The organism is Micromonospora sp. NPDC005686, from assembly GCF_042871665.1.
In the GTDB taxonomy this organism is placed as follows: Bacteria; Actinomycetota; Actinomycetes; order Mycobacteriales; family Micromonosporaceae; genus Micromonospora.
Window position 1 is genome coordinate 350414 of the sequence record NZ_JBIAIY010000003.1, and the last position, 19634, is coordinate 370047.

Consider the following 19634-nt stretch of genomic DNA (forward strand, 5'->3'; position numbering starts at 1 on the left):
TTCGATGGAGCACGGACCTGGCCGCCACGGCGGCCACGACACCGGCCACCACGGCGGCCACGGCGGCCACGGCGGCGCGCACGCCGGGCACGACCCGGAGCAGTTCCGCCGCCGGTTCTGGCTGAGCCTGGCGCTCACCGTGCCGATCGTCGCCACCAGCCACATGGTGATGGACTGGTTCGGCTACTCGCTGGACTTCCCCGGCGTGCGCTGGGTCGGCCCGGTGCTCGGCACCGTCGTGTTCGCCTACGGCGGCTGGCCGTTCCTCACCGGCGGGCTGCGTGAGCTGCGCGAACGCAGCCCCGGGATGATGCTGCTGATCTCGATGGCGATCGTGGTGGCGTATCTCGCCTCGGCCGCCACCAGCCTCGGCCTGTTCGACCTGGACTTCTGGTGGGAGCTGGCCGCACTGGTGACCATCATGCTGCTCGGTCACTGGCAGGAGATGCGGGCGGTCGGGCAGGCGCGCGGCGCGCTCGGCGCCCTCGCGGCGCTGCTGCCCGACGACGCCGAACGCCTGGACGAGGCCGGGCGGCCGCATCCGGTGCCGGTCGCCGAGCTGCACGTGGGCGATCTGGTGCTGGTGCGCCCCGGCGGGCGGGTGCCGGCCGACGGCCGGGTCGTCGAGGGCGCCGCCGAACTGGACGAGTCGATGATCACCGGGGAGTCGCGGCCGGTGGCCCGCGCCGCCGGAGACCGGGTGGTCGCCGGCACCGTGGCCACCGACTCCACCCTCCGGGTACGCGTCGAGGCGGTCGGCGCGGACACCGCGCTGGCCGGAATCGGACGGCTGGTGGCCGAGGCGCAGGCGTCCGGCGGACGCGCGCAGGTGCTCGCCGACCGGTTCGCCGCGCTGCTGTTCTACCTGGCGGCGTTCGCCGGCCTGGCCACGTTCGCGGTCTGGGCGCTGCTCGGCGACCCCGACCAGGCGGTGGTACGCACCGTGACCGTGCTGGTGATCGCCTGCCCGCACGCGCTCGGCCTGGCCATCCCGCTGGTGGTGGCGCTGTCCACAGCGCTGTCGGCCCGCGCCGGCATCCTGGTCAAGGACCGGCTCGCGCTGGAGCGGATGCGCACCGTCGACACGGTCCTGTTCGACAAGACCGGCACGCTCACCACCGGCCGGCACACGGTGACCGGGGTGGCCACCACCGGCGGGATGGACGAAACGAGCGCCCTGGCCCTGGCCGGCGCGGTGGAGGCCGACAGCGAGCACCCGCTGGCCCGGGCGCTGGTCGCCGCCGCCGACGCCCGCGGCGCCCGTCCCGCCGCGTGCGGCTTCCGAGCACTTGCCGGCCGGGGTGTGCGCGCCGCTGTGGACGGCGTGGACTGGGCGGTCGGCGGGCCGGCGCTGCTGCGCGAACTCGACGCCGCGGTGCCGGACGACCTGGCCCGGGCCGCGCGGGAGTGGTCGGGCCGCGGTGCGGCGGTGCTGCACCTGATCCGGCTGCCCGAGGGCGGCCCGCCCGAGGTGACCGCCGCGTTCGGGCTGGAGGACCAGGTCCGCCCGGAGGCGCGGGCCGCCGTGGCCGAGCTGCGCGACCTCGGCGTACGCAAGATCGTGATGATCACCGGCGACGCGCGCCCGGTCGCCGAGGCGGTCGCCGCCGACCTCGGTTTCCGGCCCGGCGTCGACGAGGTGTTCGCCGAGGTCCTCCCGGCCGACAAGGACAAGGCGGTGGCCGGGTTGCGCGAGCGCGGCCTGACCGTGGCGATGGTCGGCGACGGCGTGAACGACGCACCGGCGCTCGCCCGCGCCGACGTCGGCCTGGCCATCGGCGCCGGCACCGACGTGGCGATCGAGTCCGCCGGGGTGGTGCTGGCCGGCTCCGACCCGCGCGGCGTGGGCGGCGTGATCCGGCTGTCCCGCGCGTCGTACCGGAAGATGCGGCAGAACCTGGCCTGGGCGGCCGGCTACAACGTGGTGGCGATTCCGCTCGCCGCCGGTGTCCTCGCGTGGGCGGGGATCGCGCTCAGCCCGGCGCTGGGCGCGGTGCTGATGTCCGCCTCCACCATCGTGGTCGCGCTCAACGCCCAACTGCTGCGCCGGGTCCGGATCGCGCCGGTCGACTGAACCGCAGTTCCGGTTCCTGAGTGGCCGGACGGTTCGCGGATGCAAGCCGCTGTGCCCCTTCCAGCTCGCACCTGCGGGCCGCTAGGGTGGGCGGCGTGACGGTGTTCCGGATCGGCGAGGCGGCGGAGTTGCTCGGGGTCAGCGCGGACACGGTCCGCCGCTGGATCGACGCCGGCAAGCTGCCGGCCAGCCGCGACGAGCACGGCCACCGGGTGCTCGACGGCGCGGACGTGGCCGCGTTCGTCCGCGCCCCCGGCCACCCCGAGCTGTCCTCGGCCCGCAACCGGCTGCGCGGCATCGTCACCGCCGTCGTCAAGGACACCGTGATGGCCCAGGTGGACATCCAGGCCGGGCCGTTCCGGGTGGTGTCGCTGATGAGCCGTGAGGCCGTCGACGACCTCGACCTCCAGGTCGGCTCCGTCGCCGTCGCGGTGATCAAGTCGACCACCGTGGTGGTCGAACGCGCCGTCAACCCGAGGGGAAGGACAGGCCCGTGACCGTACGGTGGATCCGCGCCGCGCTCGCCGCCGGGCTGGTGGCGGCGCTCGGCCTGGCCGCCTGCGGCGGAGCCGACGAACCGGCCGGACCCGACGGGACCGGTCCGGTGACCGTGTTCGCCGCCGCCTCGCTCACCGAGTCGTTCACCACGCTCGGCAAGGAGTACCAGGCCGCGCACCCGGGCAGCACCGTCAGGTTCAACTTCGGCGGCAGCTCCGGGCTGGCCACCCAGATCACCCAGGGCGCACCGGCCGACGTGTTCGCCGCCGCGTCCCCGGCCACCATGAAGACGGTCACCGACGCCGGTGACGCGGCGGGTGAACCGGCGGTGCTGGTACGCAACCAGCTCGTCGTCGCCGTGCCCCGGGGCAACCCGGCCCGGGTCGGCGGCCTGGCCGACCTCGCCCGTCCCGGCGTCAAGGTGGCGCTCTGCGCGGAGCAGGTGCCCTGCGGCGCCGCCGCGCGCACCGCGCTGGACGCCGCCGGTGTGCGGCTCACCCCCGCCACGCTCGAACAGGACGTCAAGGGCGCGCTGGCCAAGCTGCGCCTCGGCGAGGTCGACGCCGCGCTGGTCTACCGCACCGACGTCCGCGCCGCACCTGGGCTCGACGCGGTCGAGTTCCCCGAGTCCGCACGCGCGGTGAACGACTACCCGATCGTGGTGCTGCGCGCCGCCGGCAACCCGGCCGGCGCCCGCGCCTTCGTCGACTTCGTCCGCTCCGACGCCGGGCTCGCCGTGCTCACCGCCGCCGGGTTCCAGGCGCCGCCCGGCGCATGAGCCGCACCGTACGCCGGCAGCGGGTGCCGGTGGCCCTGCTCGTGCCCGCCGGGCTCGGCCTGACCTTCCTCGTCCTGCCGCTCGCCGGTCTGCTGCTCCGCGCGCCGTGGACCACGCTGCCCCGGCGGCTGACCGAGCCGGGTGTGCTCACCGCGCTGCGGCTGTCCCTGGAGACCGCCACCGTCGCCACGCTGCTCTGCGTGGCGCTCGGCGTACCCCTGGCCTGGCTGCTGGCCCGCGTGGAGTTCCCCGGCCGACGGCTGGTCCGGGCGCTGGTCACCGTGCCGCTGGTGCTGCCGCCGGTGGTCGGCGGCGTGGCGCTGCTGCTGGTCTTCGGCCGGCGCGGGCTGATCGGGTCGTGGCTGGACGAGACGTTCGGGGTGACGCTGCCGTTCACCACCGCCGGGGTGGTGCTGGCCGAGGCGTTCGTGGCCATGCCGTTCCTGGTCATCGCCGTCGAGGGGGCGCTGCGCGGAGCCGACCCCCGGTACGAGGAGGCCGCCGCCACGCTCGGCGCCGGGCGGTTCACCACCTTCACCCGGGTCACGCTGCCGCTCGTCGCCCCGGGCGTGGCGGCAGGGGCGGTGCTCTGCTGGGCGCGCGCCCTCGGTGAGTTCGGCGCCACCATCACGTTCGCCGGCAACTATCCCGGCCGCACCCAGACCATGCCGCTGGCGGTCTACCTGGCGCTGGAGACCGACCTACAGGCCGCGATCGTGCTGAGCCTGATCCTGCTCACCGTCTCTGTGGTCATCCTCGCCGCGCTGCGCGACAAGTGGGTCGGCAGCACATGACGGTGATGCTGGACGCGCATCTGGTCGCCGAGCGGGACGGCTTCACCCTCGACGTGCCGCTGCGCATCGCCGCCGGTGAGGTGGTGGCGCTGCTCGGCCCCAACGGCGCCGGCAAGACCACGGCGCTGCGGGTGCTCGCCGGGCTGCACCCGCTGCGCGCCGGGCATCTCACGCTCGACGGCGCCGACCTGGACCGGCCCGGGCGCCGGGTGTGGACGCCGCCGGAGCGGCGGCCCGTCGGCGTGGTGTTCCAGGACTACCTGCTGTTCCCGCACCTCAGCGCGCTGGACAACGTGGCGTTCGGACCGCGCCGCCGGGGCGCCGACAAGCGCGCCGCCCGCGCCCTGGCCCAACGGTGGCTGGACCGGGTCGGCCTCGGCGACCAGGCCCGCCGCCGGCCCCGGCAGCTCTCCGGCGGTCAGGCCCAGCGGGTCGCCCTGGCCCGCGCGCTCGCCGTCGACCCGGCCCTGCTGCTGCTCGACGAGCCCCTGGCCGCGCTCGACGCGCGGACCCGGCTGGACACCCGCGCCGAACTCCAGCGCCACCTGGGCGCGCACCCCGGCGCGACGCTCCTGGTCACGCACGACCCCCTCGACGCCCTGGTGCTCGCCGACCGACTGGTCATCGTGGAGGACGGGCGGGTCGTGCAGGAGGGCGACGCCGCCACCGTCACGGCCCGGCCACGCACCGACTACGTGGCCCGGCTCGTCGGTCTCAACCTGCACCGCGGCCACGCCGACGGGCGTTCGGTCACTGTCGGTGAGCTGACGCTCACCGTCGCCGACACCGTCCACGGTGACGCGTTCGTGGCGTACCCGCCGTCGGCCGTGGCGCTGCACCCCTCCCGGCCCGAGGGGAGCCCGCGCAACGTCTGGGCGGCCACCGTGACCGGCGTGCAGCGCCACGGCGACAACCTGCGCGTGCAGCTCACCGGGCCGGTCGAGATGGCCGCCGACGTCACGCCCGCCGCGGCGGCCCATCTCGGACTGATCCCCGGCCGGCCGGTCTGGGCAGCGGTCAAGGCAGCCGAGACGCGTGCCTATCCGGCGTGACAAACACCGCTGGTCAGGACGTGTGCGCAGGTGAGAGGTTTGATCTGCGCTCAACCGGTCACTGGGACGGTAGCGACGACGCAAAGGGGAACACGGTGCCCGACACGATCCGCAACAGGTCCAGTCAGGACGCCGCTCTGCCACAGGGCGTGACCGATCCGTTGCTGTGGCGTGCCGCGTACGACGTTGCCGCCGCCCACCGGCCCGACGAGTCCGGCCGGTGCGAGAGCCTGCTGTGTGACGGCCAGGTCGCGCCGTGTGACGCGCTGACCGCGGCCCACCGGGCCATGGAGCTGGCCGGGGACCGGCACGACGGCCGGGCCGAGTCCGAGACCTGGCGTACGGAGCAGCGCCGGCGCGCCGCCTGAGCACCGGGTCGCGGGCGGTTCGAACCGCTGGCGCCCCGCTTCCGTGTTTATGATCGACAACTCGGTCGGAATGCGGGGAAGAGGAGAGTTCGTGACGGTCGACGCCCACGCGTTCTGGCTCCGTGCCCCCGGTGAGGGCGAGATCCGGCCGGTCCGGCTCGCCCCGCCCGGCCCGGGCGAGGTGCTTGTCCGTACCCGCTTCTCCGGGGTCAGCCGCGGCACCGAGACGCTGGTCTTCACCGGGCGCGTCCCGGCCGACCAGCACGCCGCCATGCGTGCGCCGTTCCAGGAGGGCGATTTCCCGGCACCGGTGAAGTACGGCTACCTCAGCGTCGGCACCGTCGAGGCGGGCGACGAGCGGCTGCTCGGCCGTACCGTCTTCTGCCTCTACCCGCACCAGAGCGCGTACGTGGTCCCGGCCGACGCCGTGACTGTCGTGCCGGACGGCGTGCCGGCGCAGCGCGCGGTGCTGGCCGGCACCGTGGAGACCGCGGTGAACGCGCTGTGGGACGCCGCGCCGCTGGTCGGCGACCGGGTCACGGTGATCGGCGGCGGCATGGTCGGCTGTGCGGTGACCGCGTTGCTGGCCCGCTTCCCCGGCGTACGCGTCGAACTGGTCGACGCCGACCCGGCCCGCGCCGAGGTGGCCGCCGCGCTCGGCGCCGGCTTCGCCACCCCCGCCGACGCCACCGGGGAGCGCGACCTGGTGGTGCACGCCAGCGCCACCGCCGACGGGCTGCAACGCGGCCTGGAGCTGCTGCGCCCGGAGGGCACCGTGCTGGAGCTGAGCTGGTACGGCGACCGGCCGGTCACGCTGGCGCTGGGCGGCGCGTTCCACTCCCGACGGCTGGGCATCCGCAGCAGCCAGGTCGGCACCGTGTCGCCCCGGCGGGCCGACCGCAGCTACGCCGACCGGCTCGCGCTCGCCCTGGACCTGCTGGCCGACCCGGCGTTCGACGCGCTGCTCACCGGCCGCTCCCGCTTCGACGACCTGCCCGACGTGCTGGAGCGGCTCGCCTCGGGCCGTCTGCCGGCGCTGTGCCATCTCATCACCTACGGCGAGGAGTGAACGTGTTCAGCGTGACCGTCCGGGACCACATCATGGTCGCCCACAGCTTCCGCGGCGAGGTCTTCGGCCCCGCCCAGCGACTGCACGGCGCGACGTTCGTCGTCGACGCCACGTTCCGCCGGCCGGAGCTGGACGACGACGGGATCGTGGTCGACATCGGGCTGGCCACCGAGCAGCTCAAGGCCGTGCTCGGCGAGCTGAACTACCGCAATCTCGACGACGAGTCCGCCTTCACCGGGGTGAACACCACCACCGAGGTGCTGGCCCGCACGGTGGCCGACCGGCTCGCCGACGCGGTGGCGGCCGGCCGGCTGGGGGAGGGCGCGCGCGGCCTGACCGGGATCACCGTCACCCTGCACGAGTCGCACATCGCCTGGGCGAGCTACGAGCGGTCGCTCTGACCGGATGAGCGTCGTTCACGTGGTGCTGCCGGGCGACATCGACGACCCGGCGGACCCCAGCGGCGGCAACGCCTACGACCGCCAGGTCTGCCGGGGCCTGGCCGAACGCGGCTGGACGGTACGCGAACACCAGGTGCCCGGCGGCTGGCCGCACCCCGGGCCACGGGAGCGCGCCGGCCTGGCCGGCCTGCTCGGCGGGCTGCCCGATGGCGTACCGGTGCTGCTCGACGGCCTGGTGGCCTCGACCGTGCCGGACGTCCTCGCCCCGCACGCCGCGCGGCTGCGCCTGGTCGTCCTGGTGCACCTGCCGATCGAGGGCGAGACGGAGGCACGGTCGCTGGCGGCGGCCACCGCCGTGGTCGCGACCAGCGAGTGGACCCGGCGCCGCCTGCTCGACCGGTACGCGCTGCCACCGCAGCGGGTGGCGGTCGCCCCGCCCGGCGTCGACCCGGCGCCGGTCGCCGCCGGCACGCCCGGCGGGGGACGGCTGCTCTGCGTCGCGGCGGTCACCGCGGTCAAGGGCCACGACGTGCTGGCCGACGCGCTCGCCGAGGTGGCGGACCTGGACTGGACCTGCGACTGGGTGGGTCCGCTGGACCGGGACCGGGCGTTCGCCGAGGGGTTGCGCGGGCGCCTCGACGCCACCGGCCTCGGCGGACGGGTCCGGCTGACCGGGCCGCGCGCCGGCACCGACCTGGCCGCCACGTACGCCGCCGCCGATCTGCTGGTTCAGCCCTCCCGGCGGGAGACGTACGGAATGGTGGTCACCGAGGCGCTGGCCCGGGGCGTACCGGTGCTGGCCAGCGACACCGGCGGCCTGCCGGACACGCTCGGGCACGCCCCCGGCGGCGACCGGCCCGGCCTGCTGGTGCCACCGGCCGATCCGGGCGCGACCGCCGCGGCGCTGCGCCGCTGGCTCACCGACGCCGGCCTGCGGGACCGGCTGCGCCACGCCGCCCGGCAGCGGCGGCACACCCTCACCGGCTGGCCGGCCACAGTGGACCGGCTGGCGACGGCACTGAAGGAGGCGACAGCGGCATGACCACCTCACTCCCGCCCGGCTTCGCGGACTGGCTGCGACTGCGGGAGCCCGCCGACGCGGCGGCCCGCAGCGCCGAGCTGGCCGACGCGGTCCGCGACCGGCTGCCTGCCGGCCGCCCGCTCGTCGTGCACGACCTGGGCAGCGGCACCGGCTCGATGGCCCGCTGGCTGGCGCCCCGGCTGCCCGGCCCGCAACGCTGGGTGCTGCACGAACGCGACGCGGACCTGCTCGCGCTGGCCCGGGCCGGAGGGCTCACCGCTGCCGACGGCGCCGAGGTCACCGTGACCACGCGTGGCTCCGACGTCACCCGGCTGACCGCCGCCGACCTGGCCGACGCGCACCTGGTCACCGCGTCCGCGCTGCTGGACATGCTCACCGCCGAGGAGGTCGAGCGGATGGCGGCGGCCTGCGCCGGCCACCCGACGCTGTTCGCGCTCACCGTGACCGGGCGGGTCGAGTTCACCCCGCCGGACCCGCTCGACGCCGAGCTGACCGCCGCATTCAACGCCCACCAGCGCCGTACCGTCGACGGCCGGGTCCTGCTCGGCCCGGATGCCCTGGACGTGACGGTGGCCGCGTTCCGCCGCCACGGCGTCGAGACGGTGGTGCGGCCGGCCCCGTGGCGGCTCGGCCCGGAGCAGGCGGAGCTGGCCGCCGAGTGGCTCACCGGGTGGGTCGGCGCGGCGATCGAGGAACGACCGCATCTGTCCGGGCCCTCCGCGACGTATCACAAGTGGCGGCTCGCCGAGGCCGCCGCCGGACGGCTCGGGGTGGTGCTGCACCACGCCGACCTGCTCGCCGGCTGAACCGTACCGGTCGCTGGCACGTGACAACCGGTGGGAACAAGGGAGGACCGTTTGTCACACGTCGCCGTCGCCGGGCCCGTACCGGCCGTCGCATCCTTACCGGCCCGGCCGCGCCGGGCCCGGCTGAACGGAGCATGGGTACGTCCGCTGCTCGGACTCGCGGTGCTCGCCGCGCTCGTCGCGTCGGTGGGCACCGGCCCATTCCTGGCCGGGCTGCGGCTGATCGACGCGCCCGCGCTGGCCGCCGCGCTCGGCATCGGTGTGGTCACCACCGTCTGCTGCGCCTGGCGCTGGTCGCTTGTCGCCGGTGGGCTGGGCGTACGGCTGCCGATGGGCGCGGCGGTGGCGCACTGCTACCGGGCGGTCTTCCTGAACTCCACGCTGCCCGGTGGCGTGCTCGGCGACGTGCACCGGGCGGTCCGGCACGGTCGCGACGCCGGGGACGTGGCCCGGGGCGTGCGGGCGGTGGTCTGGGAACGCACCGCCGGGCAGGTGGTGCAGGTGGTCATCGCTGTGGCACTGCTCGCCGCGTTCCCGTCGCCGGTGCGCCGGTACCTGCCCGCGCTGGCCGCCGCGCTCGCCGTGGTCGCGCTCGCGCTGGTGCTCGCCGCCCGCGCGGTGCCCCGCTCCGGCGCGTCGCGCTGGGCCCGCGCCGCCCGGACCGCGGTCGCCGACGTCCGGTCCGGGCTGCTGGGCCGCCGGACCTGGGCCGGTGTGGTGGTCGCCTCGACTGTGGTGTTCGCCGGTCACCTGGCCACGTTCGTGGTGGCCGCCCGCACGGCCGGCGCTGATGCCCCGCTGTCGCACCTGCTGCCGCTGACGCTGCTCGCCCTGATGGCCATGGCGGTGCCGCTGAACGTGGGCGGTTTCGGGCCGCGCGAGGGGGTGGCCGCGTGGGCGTTCGCCTCGGCCGGGCTGACCGCCGCACAGGGTGTGGCGGCCGGCACCGTGTACGGCGCGCTGGTCCTGGTGGCCAGCCTGCCGGGCGCCGCGGTGCTGCTGGCACGGCGGATGCCCCGGCCCGAGCCCGGCAACTGTCGGTGATCCCGCCTACGGTGGGGGAGCGAGGTGTGCGTCGCCGGGTCCGCCCGGCGACCGGACGACAGGAGAACCATGGACAAAACGCTGCCCACCGCGACGGTCCGGACCCGCGTGACGGTTCCGCTCCGGTTCCCCGACGGCTACGTGACCACGGCCCGCGTGCACACCTTCCACGGTCTCGTCGACGGACGCGAGCACCTGGCGTTCGGGCTCGGTGAGCACACCGACGCCGACCCGCCGCTGGTCCGCCCGCACAGCGAGTGCCTCACCGGGGACGTGTTCGGCAGCCAGCGCTGCGACTGCGGGCCGCAGTTGCGCGAGGCGGTGCAGCGCATCGCCGAGGCCGGTGGCTACCTGCTCTACCTGCGGCAGGAGGGGCGCGGCATCGGCCTGTACGCCAAGCTCGACGCGTACGCCCTGCAGGACGACGGGCTGGACACGTACGAGGCGAACCTGGCGCTCGGGCGCGGCGCCGACGAGCGCGACTACACGGTGGCCGCGCAGATGCTCGCCGCGCTGGGCGTGGACCGGGTGGCCCTGCTCAGCAACAACCCGGACAAGGCGGCCCAGATCGAACGGCTGGGCGTGACGGTGGCCGACCGGGTGTCCACCGGCGTGCACCTGTCCCCGGCGAACGCCGGCTATCTGGCGGCCAAGGTGACCCGCGCCGACCACGCCCTCGACCTGCCGTTCGTGCCGTGACCACCCGCCCGTACGTGCTGCTCAGCTGCGCGATGTCGATCGACGGCTACATCGACGACGCCAGCGCCGAGCGGCTGCTGCTGTCGAACGACGACGACCTGGACCGGGTCGACGCCACCCGGGCCGGGTGCGACGCGATCCTGGTGGGCGCGGCCACCGTGCGTCGCGACGACCCCCGCCTGCTGGTGCGCAGCGAGCACCGGCGGGCCGAGCGGGCGGCGCGCGGGTTGCCGCCGTCGCCGGTGAAGGTGACAGTCACCGGCAGCGGCGACCTCGATCCGGGGGCGCGGTTCTTCACCACCGGCGACGGGCTCAAGCTGGTGTACTGCCCGAGCGGCGTGGTGGACAAGGCACGCGAGCAGGTGGGCGCGGTGTCGACGGTGGTCGACGCGGGGGATCCGGCCACCCCGGAGGCGGTGGTGGCCGACCTGGCCGGGCGCGGGGTGACGCGCCTGATGGTGGAGGGCGGCGGGTCGATGCACCGCCAGTTCCTGACCGCCGGCCTGGCGGACGAGTTGCACCTGGTGGTGGCGCCGTTCTTCGTGGGGGACGGGCGGGCGCCGCGGTTCGTCGGGGACGGCCGCTTCCCGTGGCACCCGGGGCGCCGGGCCCGGGTGGTCGAGGTGCGCCAGATCGGCGACGTGGTCCTCACCCGCTACGCGCTGTCCGACCGCTGCCCGGCCTGACCGCCCGTCTGATCCGGTCCGCCCTTGTGCAAGCTCACGGTCGTGATTAGTTTGTTGACCATCCATACGAACTAATCCGCTGCGCTTCCCTTCCCGAAGGGGGACCGATGACCGCGCACCACCCCGACCCGGGCTCATCCCGCCGCCGCTTCCTCGGCATGGTCGGCCTCGGCGTGGCCGCCACCGCCACCGGCCCGCTGCTCGCCGGCTGCTCGGAGAAGCCGTCCGGCTCCGGCGCCGCCCAGGACCTCGACGCCGTCTCCGGCCTGCTGCCCACCCGCAAGGACCTGCCCGGGGCCGTCAAGCCCGACATCGTGGGCACCCGCCCGGTGCCCGACGGCTACACCAGCTACCCGGCGAACCTCGTCGACGCCATCACCGACAAGCCCGGCACCAGCGGTAAGCAGGTCACCGCGATGACCCCCGCCTGGGGCCCGGCACCGCCCGGGGTGGCGCAGAGCGCCTACCTCCAGGCGGTCAACGCCGAGCTGGGCACCCCGGTCAACTTCACCATCCAGGACGGCGCCACGTACGCCGACAAGCTCAACGCCATGCTCGGCGCGCGGGACGTGCCCGACCTGTTGTGCGTGCCGGGGTGGGAGGTGGAGAAGATCCCGCGCTTCGCCGAGGCGATCAAGGTGCTCTTCGAGGACCTGACCGACCACCTGAAGGGCGACGCCGCCGCCACGTACCCGATGCTGGCGAGCTTTCCCACCGGGGCCTGGCGGCGCGCGGTCTGGAACGAGCGGATCATGTCCGTGCCCAACCCCACGGACGGGCCGTTCCCCTGGGCGCTGTTCACCCGCAAGGACCTGCTCGACGCGCGCGGCCTGGCCGTGCCGGCGAACCTGGACGACCTGCTCGCCGTGGCCAAGCAGGTCACCGACCCGGCGCGCAAGGTGTGGGCGTTCAACGACGTCTTCGCCATGATCCAGATGTTCCACCGGGTGCCGGGCCACAAGGGCGGATGGCGGGTCAAGTCTGACGGCACCCCCGAGTTCAAGTACGAGACCCCAGAGTTCCGCCGCGCGCTCGAGGTGATGGCCAAGATCTACGCCGACGGCCTGGTCCACCCGGACATCGTGGCCAGCAGGGGCGCGGACGCCAAGCAACTGTTCGCCAAGAGCGGCGCGATCGTGTTCCACCAGGACGGCGTCGGCTTCTGGCAGGGCGCCCAGGCCGAGCACCAGAAGACCAACCCCAAGCTGAACATCCAGCCGGTGCCGATCTTCTCCGCCACCGGCGGCGACCCGCTGGTCTGGGGCGACGACGAGCCGATCTCCTACACGTTCGTCAAGAAGGGGCTCGGCAAGGACCGGGTCCAGGAACTGCTGCGGATCATCAACTGGTGCTCCGCGCCGCTCGGCAGCCAGGAGGCGCAGCTCCGGGACTTCGGCGTCGCGGGCAAGCACCACACCCCGTCGCCGAACGGCCCGGTGAAGACCGACCTGGCGTTCAAGGAGATCGCCAACCAGTACTTCTTCATCAGCGGCCGCAACCCCACCATCGGGCCGTTCCCGGACACCCCGCGCTTCGTGCCGGACGTGCTCGCGTACTCCAACGAGATGGTGAAGCACATGGAACCCAACCCCTGGGCGGGAGTGAAGCTGGAGATGCCGGCCGCGTACAAGGCCAACCAGGTGCCCACCGAGGACAAGTTCACCGACGTGCTGCGGGGTCGCCGTCCGATCGCCGACGTGGACGGCATCGTCGCGGAGTGGAAGGCGAACGGCGGCGAGGAGGCCCGCAAGCTGCTCGCCGACTCGCTGCCCAAGGAGGGCCGGTGAACGAGCCGGCCGTCCTGGCCGGGTCCGAGCGGACCCGGCCGGACGCGCCGGCCCCACCGGGCCGCCCGCCCCGCCGCCGCCCGTCCCGTCGCCGGGTGCCGCTGCGCACCCGGCTGCGCCGGGACTGGCAACTGCTCGCCATGGTGGCGCCCGGCTTCCTCATCCTGCTGATCTTCAGCTACCTGCCGATCGCCGGTAACGTGATCGCCTTCCAGGACTACAACCCCTACCTGGGCGACAACCCGTGGCAGGCGTTCCTGCACAGCGACTGGATCGGCTTCGGGCAGTTCCAGCTCCTGTTCGACGACCCGGCGTTCTGGGACGCGTTCCGCAACACGCTGGCGATCACCGCGTTCCAGCTCGTGTTCTTCTTCCCGCTGCCGATCCTGCTGGCGATCGCGCTGCACAACCTGCTGTCCAGCCGGCTGCGGGGACTGATCCAGACCATCGTCTACCTGCCGCACTTCTTCAGCTGGGTGCTGGTGGTGACGTTCTTCGTGGCGATGCTCGGCGGTGCCGGGCTGCTCGCGCAGAGCATGCGTGAGGCCGGGATGCAGCCGTGGAACGTGATGACCAACCCGGACACGTTCATCGTCCTGGTCACCGTCGAGGCGGTGTGGAAGGACATCGGCTGGGGCACGATCGTCTTCCTGGCCGCGCTGTCCACCATCGACCAGAACCTCTACGAGGCCGCCGCCGCGGACGGCGCCGGCCGGTGGCGGCGGCTGTGGCACATCACGCTGCCCGGCCTGCGGCCGGTGATCGTGCTGCTGCTCATCCTGCGCCTGGGCGACGCGCTCTCGGTCGGCTTCGAGCAGTTCCTGCTGCAACGCGACGCCGTCGGCCGGCAGGCCGCCGAGGTGCTCGACACCTTCGTCTACCACTTCTCCATCGCCACCGGGAACTACGGCTACGGCGCGGCGGCCGGACTGTTCAAGGCCGTCATCGGGCTGGTTCTCATCCTGGCCGCGAACCGGGTGGCGCACATGCTCGGCGAACGAGGGATCTACTCGAAGTCATGACCACGCTCATCCGCCGGGCCGCCGGCGACCGATCCCGCCGGGCGGTGTGGCAGGAACCGCCCACCCCGCTCGGGCAGGGGCTCAAGGCCGTCCTGCTCACCGTGCTGGTGGCGGGCGTGCTGTTCCCGCTCTGGGTGATCCTGGTGACCAGCCTCTCCTCCCGGGAGACCATCGCGCGGGCCGGCGGCCTGGTGGTCGTACCCCGGGGCGTCGACACCTCGGCGTACGAGACCATCTTCGCCGGTGGCGCGGTCACCCGGGCGCTGTGGATCAGCACGCTGGTGACCGTCTTCGGCACCGCCATCGCGTTGACGGTCACCGTGCTCGCCGCGTACGGGCTGTCCCGGCCGGGCTCGCTGGGGCACCGCTGGCTGCTCGCGTACTTCCTGATCCCGTTCCTGGTCTACCCGCCGCTGGTGCCGCGCTACCTGGTGGTCACCGGGCTGGGCCTGAAGGACACCATCTGGGCGCTGGTCCTGCCGCCGGCGATCAGCGTGTTCAATCTGGTCGTGGTGCGCGGGTTCTTCCAGGGCATCCCGTCGGAGCTGCTGGACAGCGCCCGCATCGACGGCGCGAGCGACTTCCGTACGCTCGCGCGCATCGTGCTGCCGCTGTCCCGCGCGGTGATCGCCGTGGTCGGCCTGTTCTACACGGTCAGCTACTGGAACGTCTGGTTCGACGCGCTGCTGTTCATCGACCGCAACGACATGTACCCGATCCAGCGGGTGCTGCAGAGCTACCTGCTGGCCGGGCAGGCCCCGCACACCTCCGGCGCGAGCAGCGGGGTGACCATGCCGCCGACCGAGGCGGTCAAGATGGCGGTGGTGGTGCTGACCGTCGCGCCGATCGTCGCCGTCTATCCGTTCATCCAGCGGCACTTCGTCAAGGGCGTGCTGATCGGCGCGGTGAAGGGCTGACGCGGCGCTTCACCGCGCCGGGCGCGTCAGAGCACCTGGGACAGGAAACGCCGCAGCCGGGGATGCTCCGGCGCCTCGAACACCGCCTCCGGCGGCCCGGCCTCCAGCACCACGCCCGCGTCCATGAACGCCACGGTGTCGGCGACGCTGCGCGCGAAGCCCATCTCGTGCGTCACCACGACCATGGTCATCCCGGCGGCGGCCAGGTCCGCCATCACCGCGAGCACGCCCTTTACCAGCTCCGGGTCCAGCGCGCTGGTCGCCTCGTCGAACAGCATCACCTGCGGGCGCAGCGCGAGCGCCCGCGCGATGGCGACGCGCTGCTGCTGGCCGCCGGAGAGCTGCGCCGGCCGCGCGTCCGCCTTTCCGGCCAGGCCGACCAGGTCGAGCTGGGCGCGGGCGAGCGACACCGCCTCGTCCTCGCTCAGCTTCTTGAGCTTGCGCAACGCCAGCGTGATGTTGCGCAGCACGCTCAGGTGCGGGAACAGGTTGAACTGCTGGAACACCATGCCGATGCGCTGGCGCAGCGCGTCCGGGTCGTCGCGCAGCACGCTGCGCCCGTCCAGCAGCACGTCACCCCGGTCCGGCTCGATCAGCCGGTTGATGGTGCGCAGCAGTGTCGACTTGCCGGAGCCGGACGGGCCGATCACGCAGGCCGCCCGGCCCCGGGCCACGTCCAGGTCCGCGCCGCGCAGCACCCGGTGCGCGCCGAAGGCCAGGTGCACGTCGCGGACGGCCAGGCTGACCGAGGTCGTGGTGGTCATCGCGGGTCCTTTCCGGACGGGGTCAGGCCGGCCGGCTCGTCGTCCGGCTCGGGCTCGGGCGGCGCGGCCGGGCGGCCCTGCCGCAGGCGCCGGTCCAGCCAGTTGACCGCGTGGGTCAGCGGCACGGTCAGCAGCAGGTAGAACAACCCGGCCAGCAGCAGCGCGGACTGGTTGCCGGTGTTCGCCGCGTAGTCCTGCCCGATCCGGAACAACTCCCGCTGGCTGGCCAGCAGGCCGAGGAAGTAGACCAGGCTGGAGTCCTTGATCAGCGAGATGAGCTGGTTGACCCAGGCGGGCAGGACCCGGCGTACGCCCTGCGGGATGATCACCAGGCGCATCGCCTCACCCCAGGAGAAGCCCAGCGCCCGTGCGCCCTCCAACTGGGCGGCCTCCACGCTCAGGATGCCGGCTCGGAAGATCTCGCCGAGGTAGGCCGAGGCGATCAGCGACAGCGCCAGCACGCCCAGCGGATAGGGGTTCGGCCCCCACACCCGCATGCCCAGCGGCGCCAGGCCCACGCCGATGAGCAGGATGGTCGCCGCGGCCGGCAGGCCGCGGAACACGTCGGTGTAGACCCGCGCCGGCCACCGCAACCATCGGGTACGCGAGATGCCAGCGACGGCCAGCAGCATGCCCAGCACCGAACCGAGCAGGGCGGCGGAGACCGCCAGGGTCAGCGTGTTGGGCAGCCCGACGGTGAGCATCTCGGGCAACGCCTCGCGCATCGAGTCCCAGTCGAAGAACGTCTCCCAGAGGGTGCTCAGTGGATCCATGTCCGCTCCGTCCGCCCTGCTCGTGCTCGGTTACCGGGTCAGGAGGCGGCCGTCGGCGACGGCACCGCCACCGACCCGCTGCCCGGCCTGAAGTCGGCCGGGACCGGGCGCCCCGGGTAGTACTCGGCCTGCAGGCGGCTCCACGTGCCGTCGGCGATGACCTCGTCCAGGCCCTTGTTCAGCGCCTCGCGCAGCTTGTCGTCGCCCTTTGCCACCGCGTACGCGGTCGGGGTGGGGCTGAGCTGCTTCGCCGCGATCCTGATCTTGCCGTTGCTGTCGGCGGCGGACTTGTCGCCGATCTCGGCCGGAGCGATCCAGGCGTCCGCGGTGCCGGCCTTGAGCTGGTTGATCGCGCTGTTGTAGTCCGGCACCCGCACCGGGTCGAGGTTCTGCCTGGTGGCGTAGTCGTCCTGCACCGTGCCCTGGACCACCACCACGCGCTTGCCGGCGAGCTGGTCGAAGCCGGTGATCGGGGAGCCGGCCGGCACGTCCAGGCCGAAGTAGCCGAAGTCGTAGCCGTTGCCGAAGTCGACCGTCTTCTTCCGCGCCTCGGTGATCGTGATCGAGGAGCTGCCCACGTCGAACTTGCCGCTGTTGACCTGGGCGAGCAGGGCGGAGAAGTCGGTGCCGACGAACTCCACCTTCAGGCCGATCTTGTCGGCCACGGCGCGCAGCAGTTCGTTGTCGAAGCCGGTGAACTCGCCGTCCTTGAGGAAGACGTTCGGCGGGGCGTCGGTGAGCGTGCCGGCGCGGATCACGCCGGGCTGCAGCAGGCCGTACGGGTTGTCGGCCGCGTCGGTGTCGTCGCCGCCGCAGGCGGTGAGCGCGGTGACGGCGAGCAGAGCCGCCGCGCCGACGGCGGCGGCACGGGTCAGGACGGTACGGAAACGCACGATGTCTCTCCAGAGTGGACGGACGCGCGGCGCGCGTCGACGCCGGCCCGCCGGACGGACGGCCGGGCCGGAGAAGGGTGGATCGGGGAAAGAAGGGGTGGCGTCAGCTCAGCGCGCGCTGCTACAGCCGTCGCTGCACACCCGCATCAGGTCGACGTGGCGGCGCTTGACCAGCGCGAAGCGGGCCGGGCATGCGGCGACGTCGCCGGAGGGGGTGGAGGGTGGTGCGGACATCGGTCTCCCTGGTCTGGTGCTGACCTGGGTGCCAGGCCACGCTTGCACCGGCGGCTGCCGGTGCCTGGTCTTCACCCGGGGCACCCCACCGCGGAGGAGGGTTGCCGGCCAGCGAGCCGGGGCTTGACGCTGGCGCTCATGACCTGCCCAGAAGGCTAGCAGCACCACACTGGCGGCCGTCCAGCCGTTATGACCACCCTCACGCGCGGCGCCTCACCGCCGGGCCGGGACGACCGGCGCGTCCCGGCCGGTGCCGTGCCGCGACGGGCTGCGCTGCTCGTGGTAGTCCTGTTCCACGTTGACGGTCCAGACGTCGTGCTCCGCGCCGTGCGCGATGTTCTCCGCGGTCAGCATCGCGGTGAGCATCGAGTGGTCGGCGTTGTTGTACCGGTGCATGCCGTTGCGGCCCACCGGGTGCACGTTCGGCACGTTGGCGGCCAGCCAGTCCCGGATCACGTCGACGTTGCGCTGGTACCGCTCGTCGTAGACCGGGTACGCCTTCGGCATCCGGACCACGTAGCCGACCTCCACACAGCCGGCTTTGACCAGGCCGAGCCGTTCCAGCTCGCCGGTGGCGAAGGCGATCAGCTCGGCGTCCGGCGTCCGCCACATCTCGTCGCCCTCGAACACGAAGTACTCCAGCCCCAGGCAGGTCCGGCTGTCCTTGACCAGGTACGGCGACCATGAGCCGAAGTTCTGGATCCGGCCCACCCGGGCCGCCGGGTCGTGCACGTAGATCCAGTTGTCCGGGAACGAGAACTCCTCCGGCACCACGAGCGCCACGGTCAGGAAGTCCCGGTACCGCAGGTCGTCGGCGGCGGCCCGCACCTCGGGCGGCGCCTCCGGGCGCATCGCCCGCACCAGCGCCGAGATCGGCATCGAGGAGATCACGTGCGCGGCCGGCTCGGTGCGCTCCCCGCCCGCGTCGGCGACCGTCACGGCGGTGGCCCGCCGCGCGGCCGGATCCCGGTGCACCTCGGTCACCCAGGCGCCGGTGCGTACCGTGCCGCCCCGCCTGGCGACCTCCTCGGCGCAGCGTTCCCACATCATCCCCGGGCCGTGCTTCGGGTACTGGAACTCCTCGATCAGGCTGGTCACGTCCGTGCGGTTGCGCCGGGGCAGCAGCGCGTTGCGCATCGCCGTGGCCAGCGACAGGTTCTTGATCCGCTGGGCGGCCCAGTCGGCCTGCAACTGGTCCGCCGGCATCCCCCAGACCTTCTCCGTGTAGGTCTTGAAGAAGATCGAGTAGAGCCGCCAGCCGAACCGCGCCGACACCCACCCCTCGAAGTGCGACTGGTCCTTCGGCGGGCGCAGCCGGGCCCGGCCGTACGAGCCGAGGCAGCGCACCGCCTCCAGCAGGCCGAGGTTGCGCAGCGCGTTGCCGGCGCTGAGCGGATAGTCGAACAGCGCGCCCCGGTAGTAGATCCGGCTCATCCGCGGCCGGAGCAGGAAGTCCTCGTCCGGCAGGATCTCGTGCCAGAAGTCCTCGACCCGGGACACCTTGGTGAAGAAGCGGTGCCCGCCGATGTCGAAGCGCCACCCGTCGCGCTCCACCGTCCGGCTGATCCCGCCCACCACGTCGTCGGCCTCGTAGACCCGGACCGGCTCGCCGTGCCGCAGCAGCTCGTATGCGGCGGTGAGCCCTGCCGGCCCCGCCCCGATGATCGCGGTCCCGTCACCGCCTCCCATGCCGTCCGCGCCCCCCCGCCGCCAGCCTGCCGATGCGGCAGCGCGCATACCCGCCCCGCCGCGGTCCTCACCTGCCCGGCCCCACCGATCTGCCGCTCGTCCCACCCCTCAACAGCCCGTCCCGCCCTGTCGATCATGAAGTTGACGGTGCGGGGCGTCCGATTTGTCGCCGCCAACCTCATGATCGACGGCGCAGGGGGGAGCCGGGGCGGGTGGTGCCGGTCGGGGCAGACGGGTGTGGGCG

Annotated in this window: 21 protein-coding genes and 1 riboswitch; of the genes, 16 read left to right on the forward strand and 5 right to left on the reverse strand. The window is 73.7% G+C overall.

Translation table 11 applies throughout. The features are described from left to right. Positions 1–4: 4 nt before the first annotated feature. The 16 genes from ACFYON_RS08700 (at position 5) to ACFYON_RS08775 (ending at position 15037) form a co-directional block, all read left to right on the forward strand. On the forward strand, positions 5–2074 hold the full coding sequence (locus ACFYON_RS08700; protein ID WP_387188590.1) for a heavy metal translocating P-type ATPase: 2070 nt from the start codon (positions 5–7) through the stop codon (positions 2072–2074). A 95-nt stretch (positions 2075–2169) separates the two neighbouring features. Continuing rightward, positions 2170–2571 (forward strand): MerR family DNA-binding transcriptional regulator, encoded by a 402-nt coding sequence (locus tag ACFYON_RS08705; RefSeq protein ID WP_354863949.1) that lies wholly within the window; start codon positions 2170–2172, stop codon positions 2569–2571. After that, positions 2568–3350, forward strand: coding sequence for a molybdate ABC transporter substrate-binding protein (modA, locus tag ACFYON_RS08710; protein WP_387188588.1), 783 nt, complete (start codon positions 2568–2570; stop codon positions 3348–3350). Before ACFYON_RS08705 ends, modA begins: the two co-directional genes overlap by 4 nt. Then, entirely contained in the window at positions 3347–4144 is a 798-nt protein-coding gene (locus ACFYON_RS08715) for an ABC transporter permease (RefSeq protein ID WP_354863945.1), read from the forward strand. The genes modA and ACFYON_RS08715 overlap by 4 nt, the downstream gene beginning before the upstream one ends. Continuing rightward, complete coding sequence (locus ACFYON_RS08720; RefSeq protein ID WP_354863943.1) at positions 4141–5196, forward strand: ABC transporter ATP-binding protein; 1056 nt, start codon at positions 4141–4143, stop codon at positions 5194–5196. Before ACFYON_RS08715 ends, ACFYON_RS08720 begins: the two co-directional genes overlap by 4 nt. A gap of 95 nt (positions 5197–5291) precedes the next feature. Then, positions 5292–5564 (forward strand): hypothetical protein, encoded by a 273-nt coding sequence (locus tag ACFYON_RS08725; protein ID WP_354863941.1) that lies wholly within the window; start codon positions 5292–5294, stop codon positions 5562–5564. 49 nt (positions 5565–5613) lie between these two features. Continuing rightward, positions 5614–6633 carry a zinc-binding alcohol dehydrogenase gene (locus ACFYON_RS08730; RefSeq protein WP_387188584.1) on the forward strand — a complete coding sequence of 340 codons (1020 nt, stop codon included), beginning with the start codon at positions 5614–5616 and terminating at the stop codon, positions 6631–6633. Positions 6634–6635: 2 nt separating this feature from the next. Then, positions 6636–7034: a 6-carboxytetrahydropterin synthase gene (locus ACFYON_RS08735; protein ID WP_030499242.1), complete on the forward strand. Its 399-nt coding sequence runs from the start codon at positions 6636–6638 to the stop codon at positions 7032–7034. A 4-nt stretch (positions 7035–7038) separates the two neighbouring features. Further along, entirely contained in the window at positions 7039–8076 is a 1038-nt protein-coding gene (locus ACFYON_RS08740) for a glycosyltransferase family 4 protein (RefSeq protein WP_354863937.1), read from the forward strand. Then, positions 8073–8882: a class I SAM-dependent methyltransferase gene (locus ACFYON_RS08745; protein ID WP_354863935.1), complete on the forward strand. Its 810-nt coding sequence runs from the start codon at positions 8073–8075 to the stop codon at positions 8880–8882. The genes ACFYON_RS08740 and ACFYON_RS08745 overlap by 4 nt, the downstream gene beginning before the upstream one ends. A gap of 123 nt (positions 8883–9005) precedes the next feature. Further along, a complete protein-coding gene (locus ACFYON_RS08750; RefSeq protein ID WP_354864488.1) occupies positions 9006–9926 on the forward strand; it encodes a lysylphosphatidylglycerol synthase transmembrane domain-containing protein in 921 nt (306 codons plus the stop codon). Positions 9927–9995: 69 nt separating this feature from the next. Continuing rightward, entirely contained in the window at positions 9996–10625 is a 630-nt protein-coding gene (gene ribA, locus ACFYON_RS08755) for a GTP cyclohydrolase II (protein ID WP_354863933.1), read from the forward strand. Further along, the gene (locus tag ACFYON_RS08760; protein ID WP_354863931.1) at positions 10622–11311 is read left to right on the forward strand and encodes a RibD family protein; all 690 of its coding nucleotides are present in this window, start codon (positions 10622–10624) and stop codon (positions 11309–11311) included. Before ribA ends, ACFYON_RS08760 begins: the two co-directional genes overlap by 4 nt. Before the next feature lie 107 nt (positions 11312–11418). Continuing rightward, complete coding sequence (locus ACFYON_RS08765) at positions 11419–13098, forward strand: extracellular solute-binding protein (protein ID WP_354863929.1); 1680 nt, start codon at positions 11419–11421, stop codon at positions 13096–13098. After that, complete coding sequence (locus ACFYON_RS08770; RefSeq protein ID WP_354863927.1) at positions 13095–14120, forward strand: ABC transporter permease subunit; 1026 nt, start codon at positions 13095–13097, stop codon at positions 14118–14120. Before ACFYON_RS08765 ends, ACFYON_RS08770 begins: the two co-directional genes overlap by 4 nt. Beyond that, a complete protein-coding gene (locus tag ACFYON_RS08775; RefSeq protein WP_354863925.1) occupies positions 14117–15037 on the forward strand; it encodes a carbohydrate ABC transporter permease in 921 nt (306 codons plus the stop codon). Before ACFYON_RS08770 ends, ACFYON_RS08775 begins: the two co-directional genes overlap by 4 nt. 26 nt (positions 15038–15063) lie before the next feature. Here the strand turns inward: ACFYON_RS08775 and ACFYON_RS08780 are convergent, their stop codons facing one another. From ACFYON_RS08780 to ACFYON_RS08800, 5 genes are all read right to left on the reverse strand, one after another. Then, a complete protein-coding gene (locus ACFYON_RS08780; RefSeq protein WP_354863923.1) occupies positions 15064–15801 on the reverse strand; it encodes an amino acid ABC transporter ATP-binding protein in 738 nt (245 codons plus the stop codon). After that, positions 15798–16574 (reverse strand): amino acid ABC transporter permease, encoded by a 777-nt coding sequence (locus ACFYON_RS08785; protein ID WP_354863921.1) that lies wholly within the window; start codon positions 16572–16574, stop codon positions 15798–15800. Before ACFYON_RS08785 ends, ACFYON_RS08780 begins: the two co-directional genes overlap by 4 nt. Positions 16575–16612: 38 nt before the next feature. After that, on the reverse strand, positions 16613–17467 hold the full coding sequence (locus ACFYON_RS08790) for an ABC transporter substrate-binding protein (RefSeq protein WP_354863919.1): 855 nt from the start codon (positions 17465–17467) through the stop codon (positions 16613–16615). A gap of 108 nt (positions 17468–17575) precedes the next feature. Continuing rightward, positions 17576–17701, reverse strand: a complete 126-nt coding sequence (locus tag ACFYON_RS08795; RefSeq protein WP_354863917.1) for a hypothetical protein — start codon at positions 17699–17701, stop codon at positions 17576–17578. Positions 17702–17734: 33 nt separating this feature from the next. Then, positions 17735–17845: riboswitch (SAM riboswitch) on the reverse strand. Between the two features lie 69 nt (positions 17846–17914). Then, entirely contained in the window at positions 17915–19390 is a 1476-nt protein-coding gene (locus ACFYON_RS08800) for an NAD(P)/FAD-dependent oxidoreductase (protein ID WP_354863916.1), read from the reverse strand. Positions 19391–19634 lie beyond the last annotated feature (244 nt).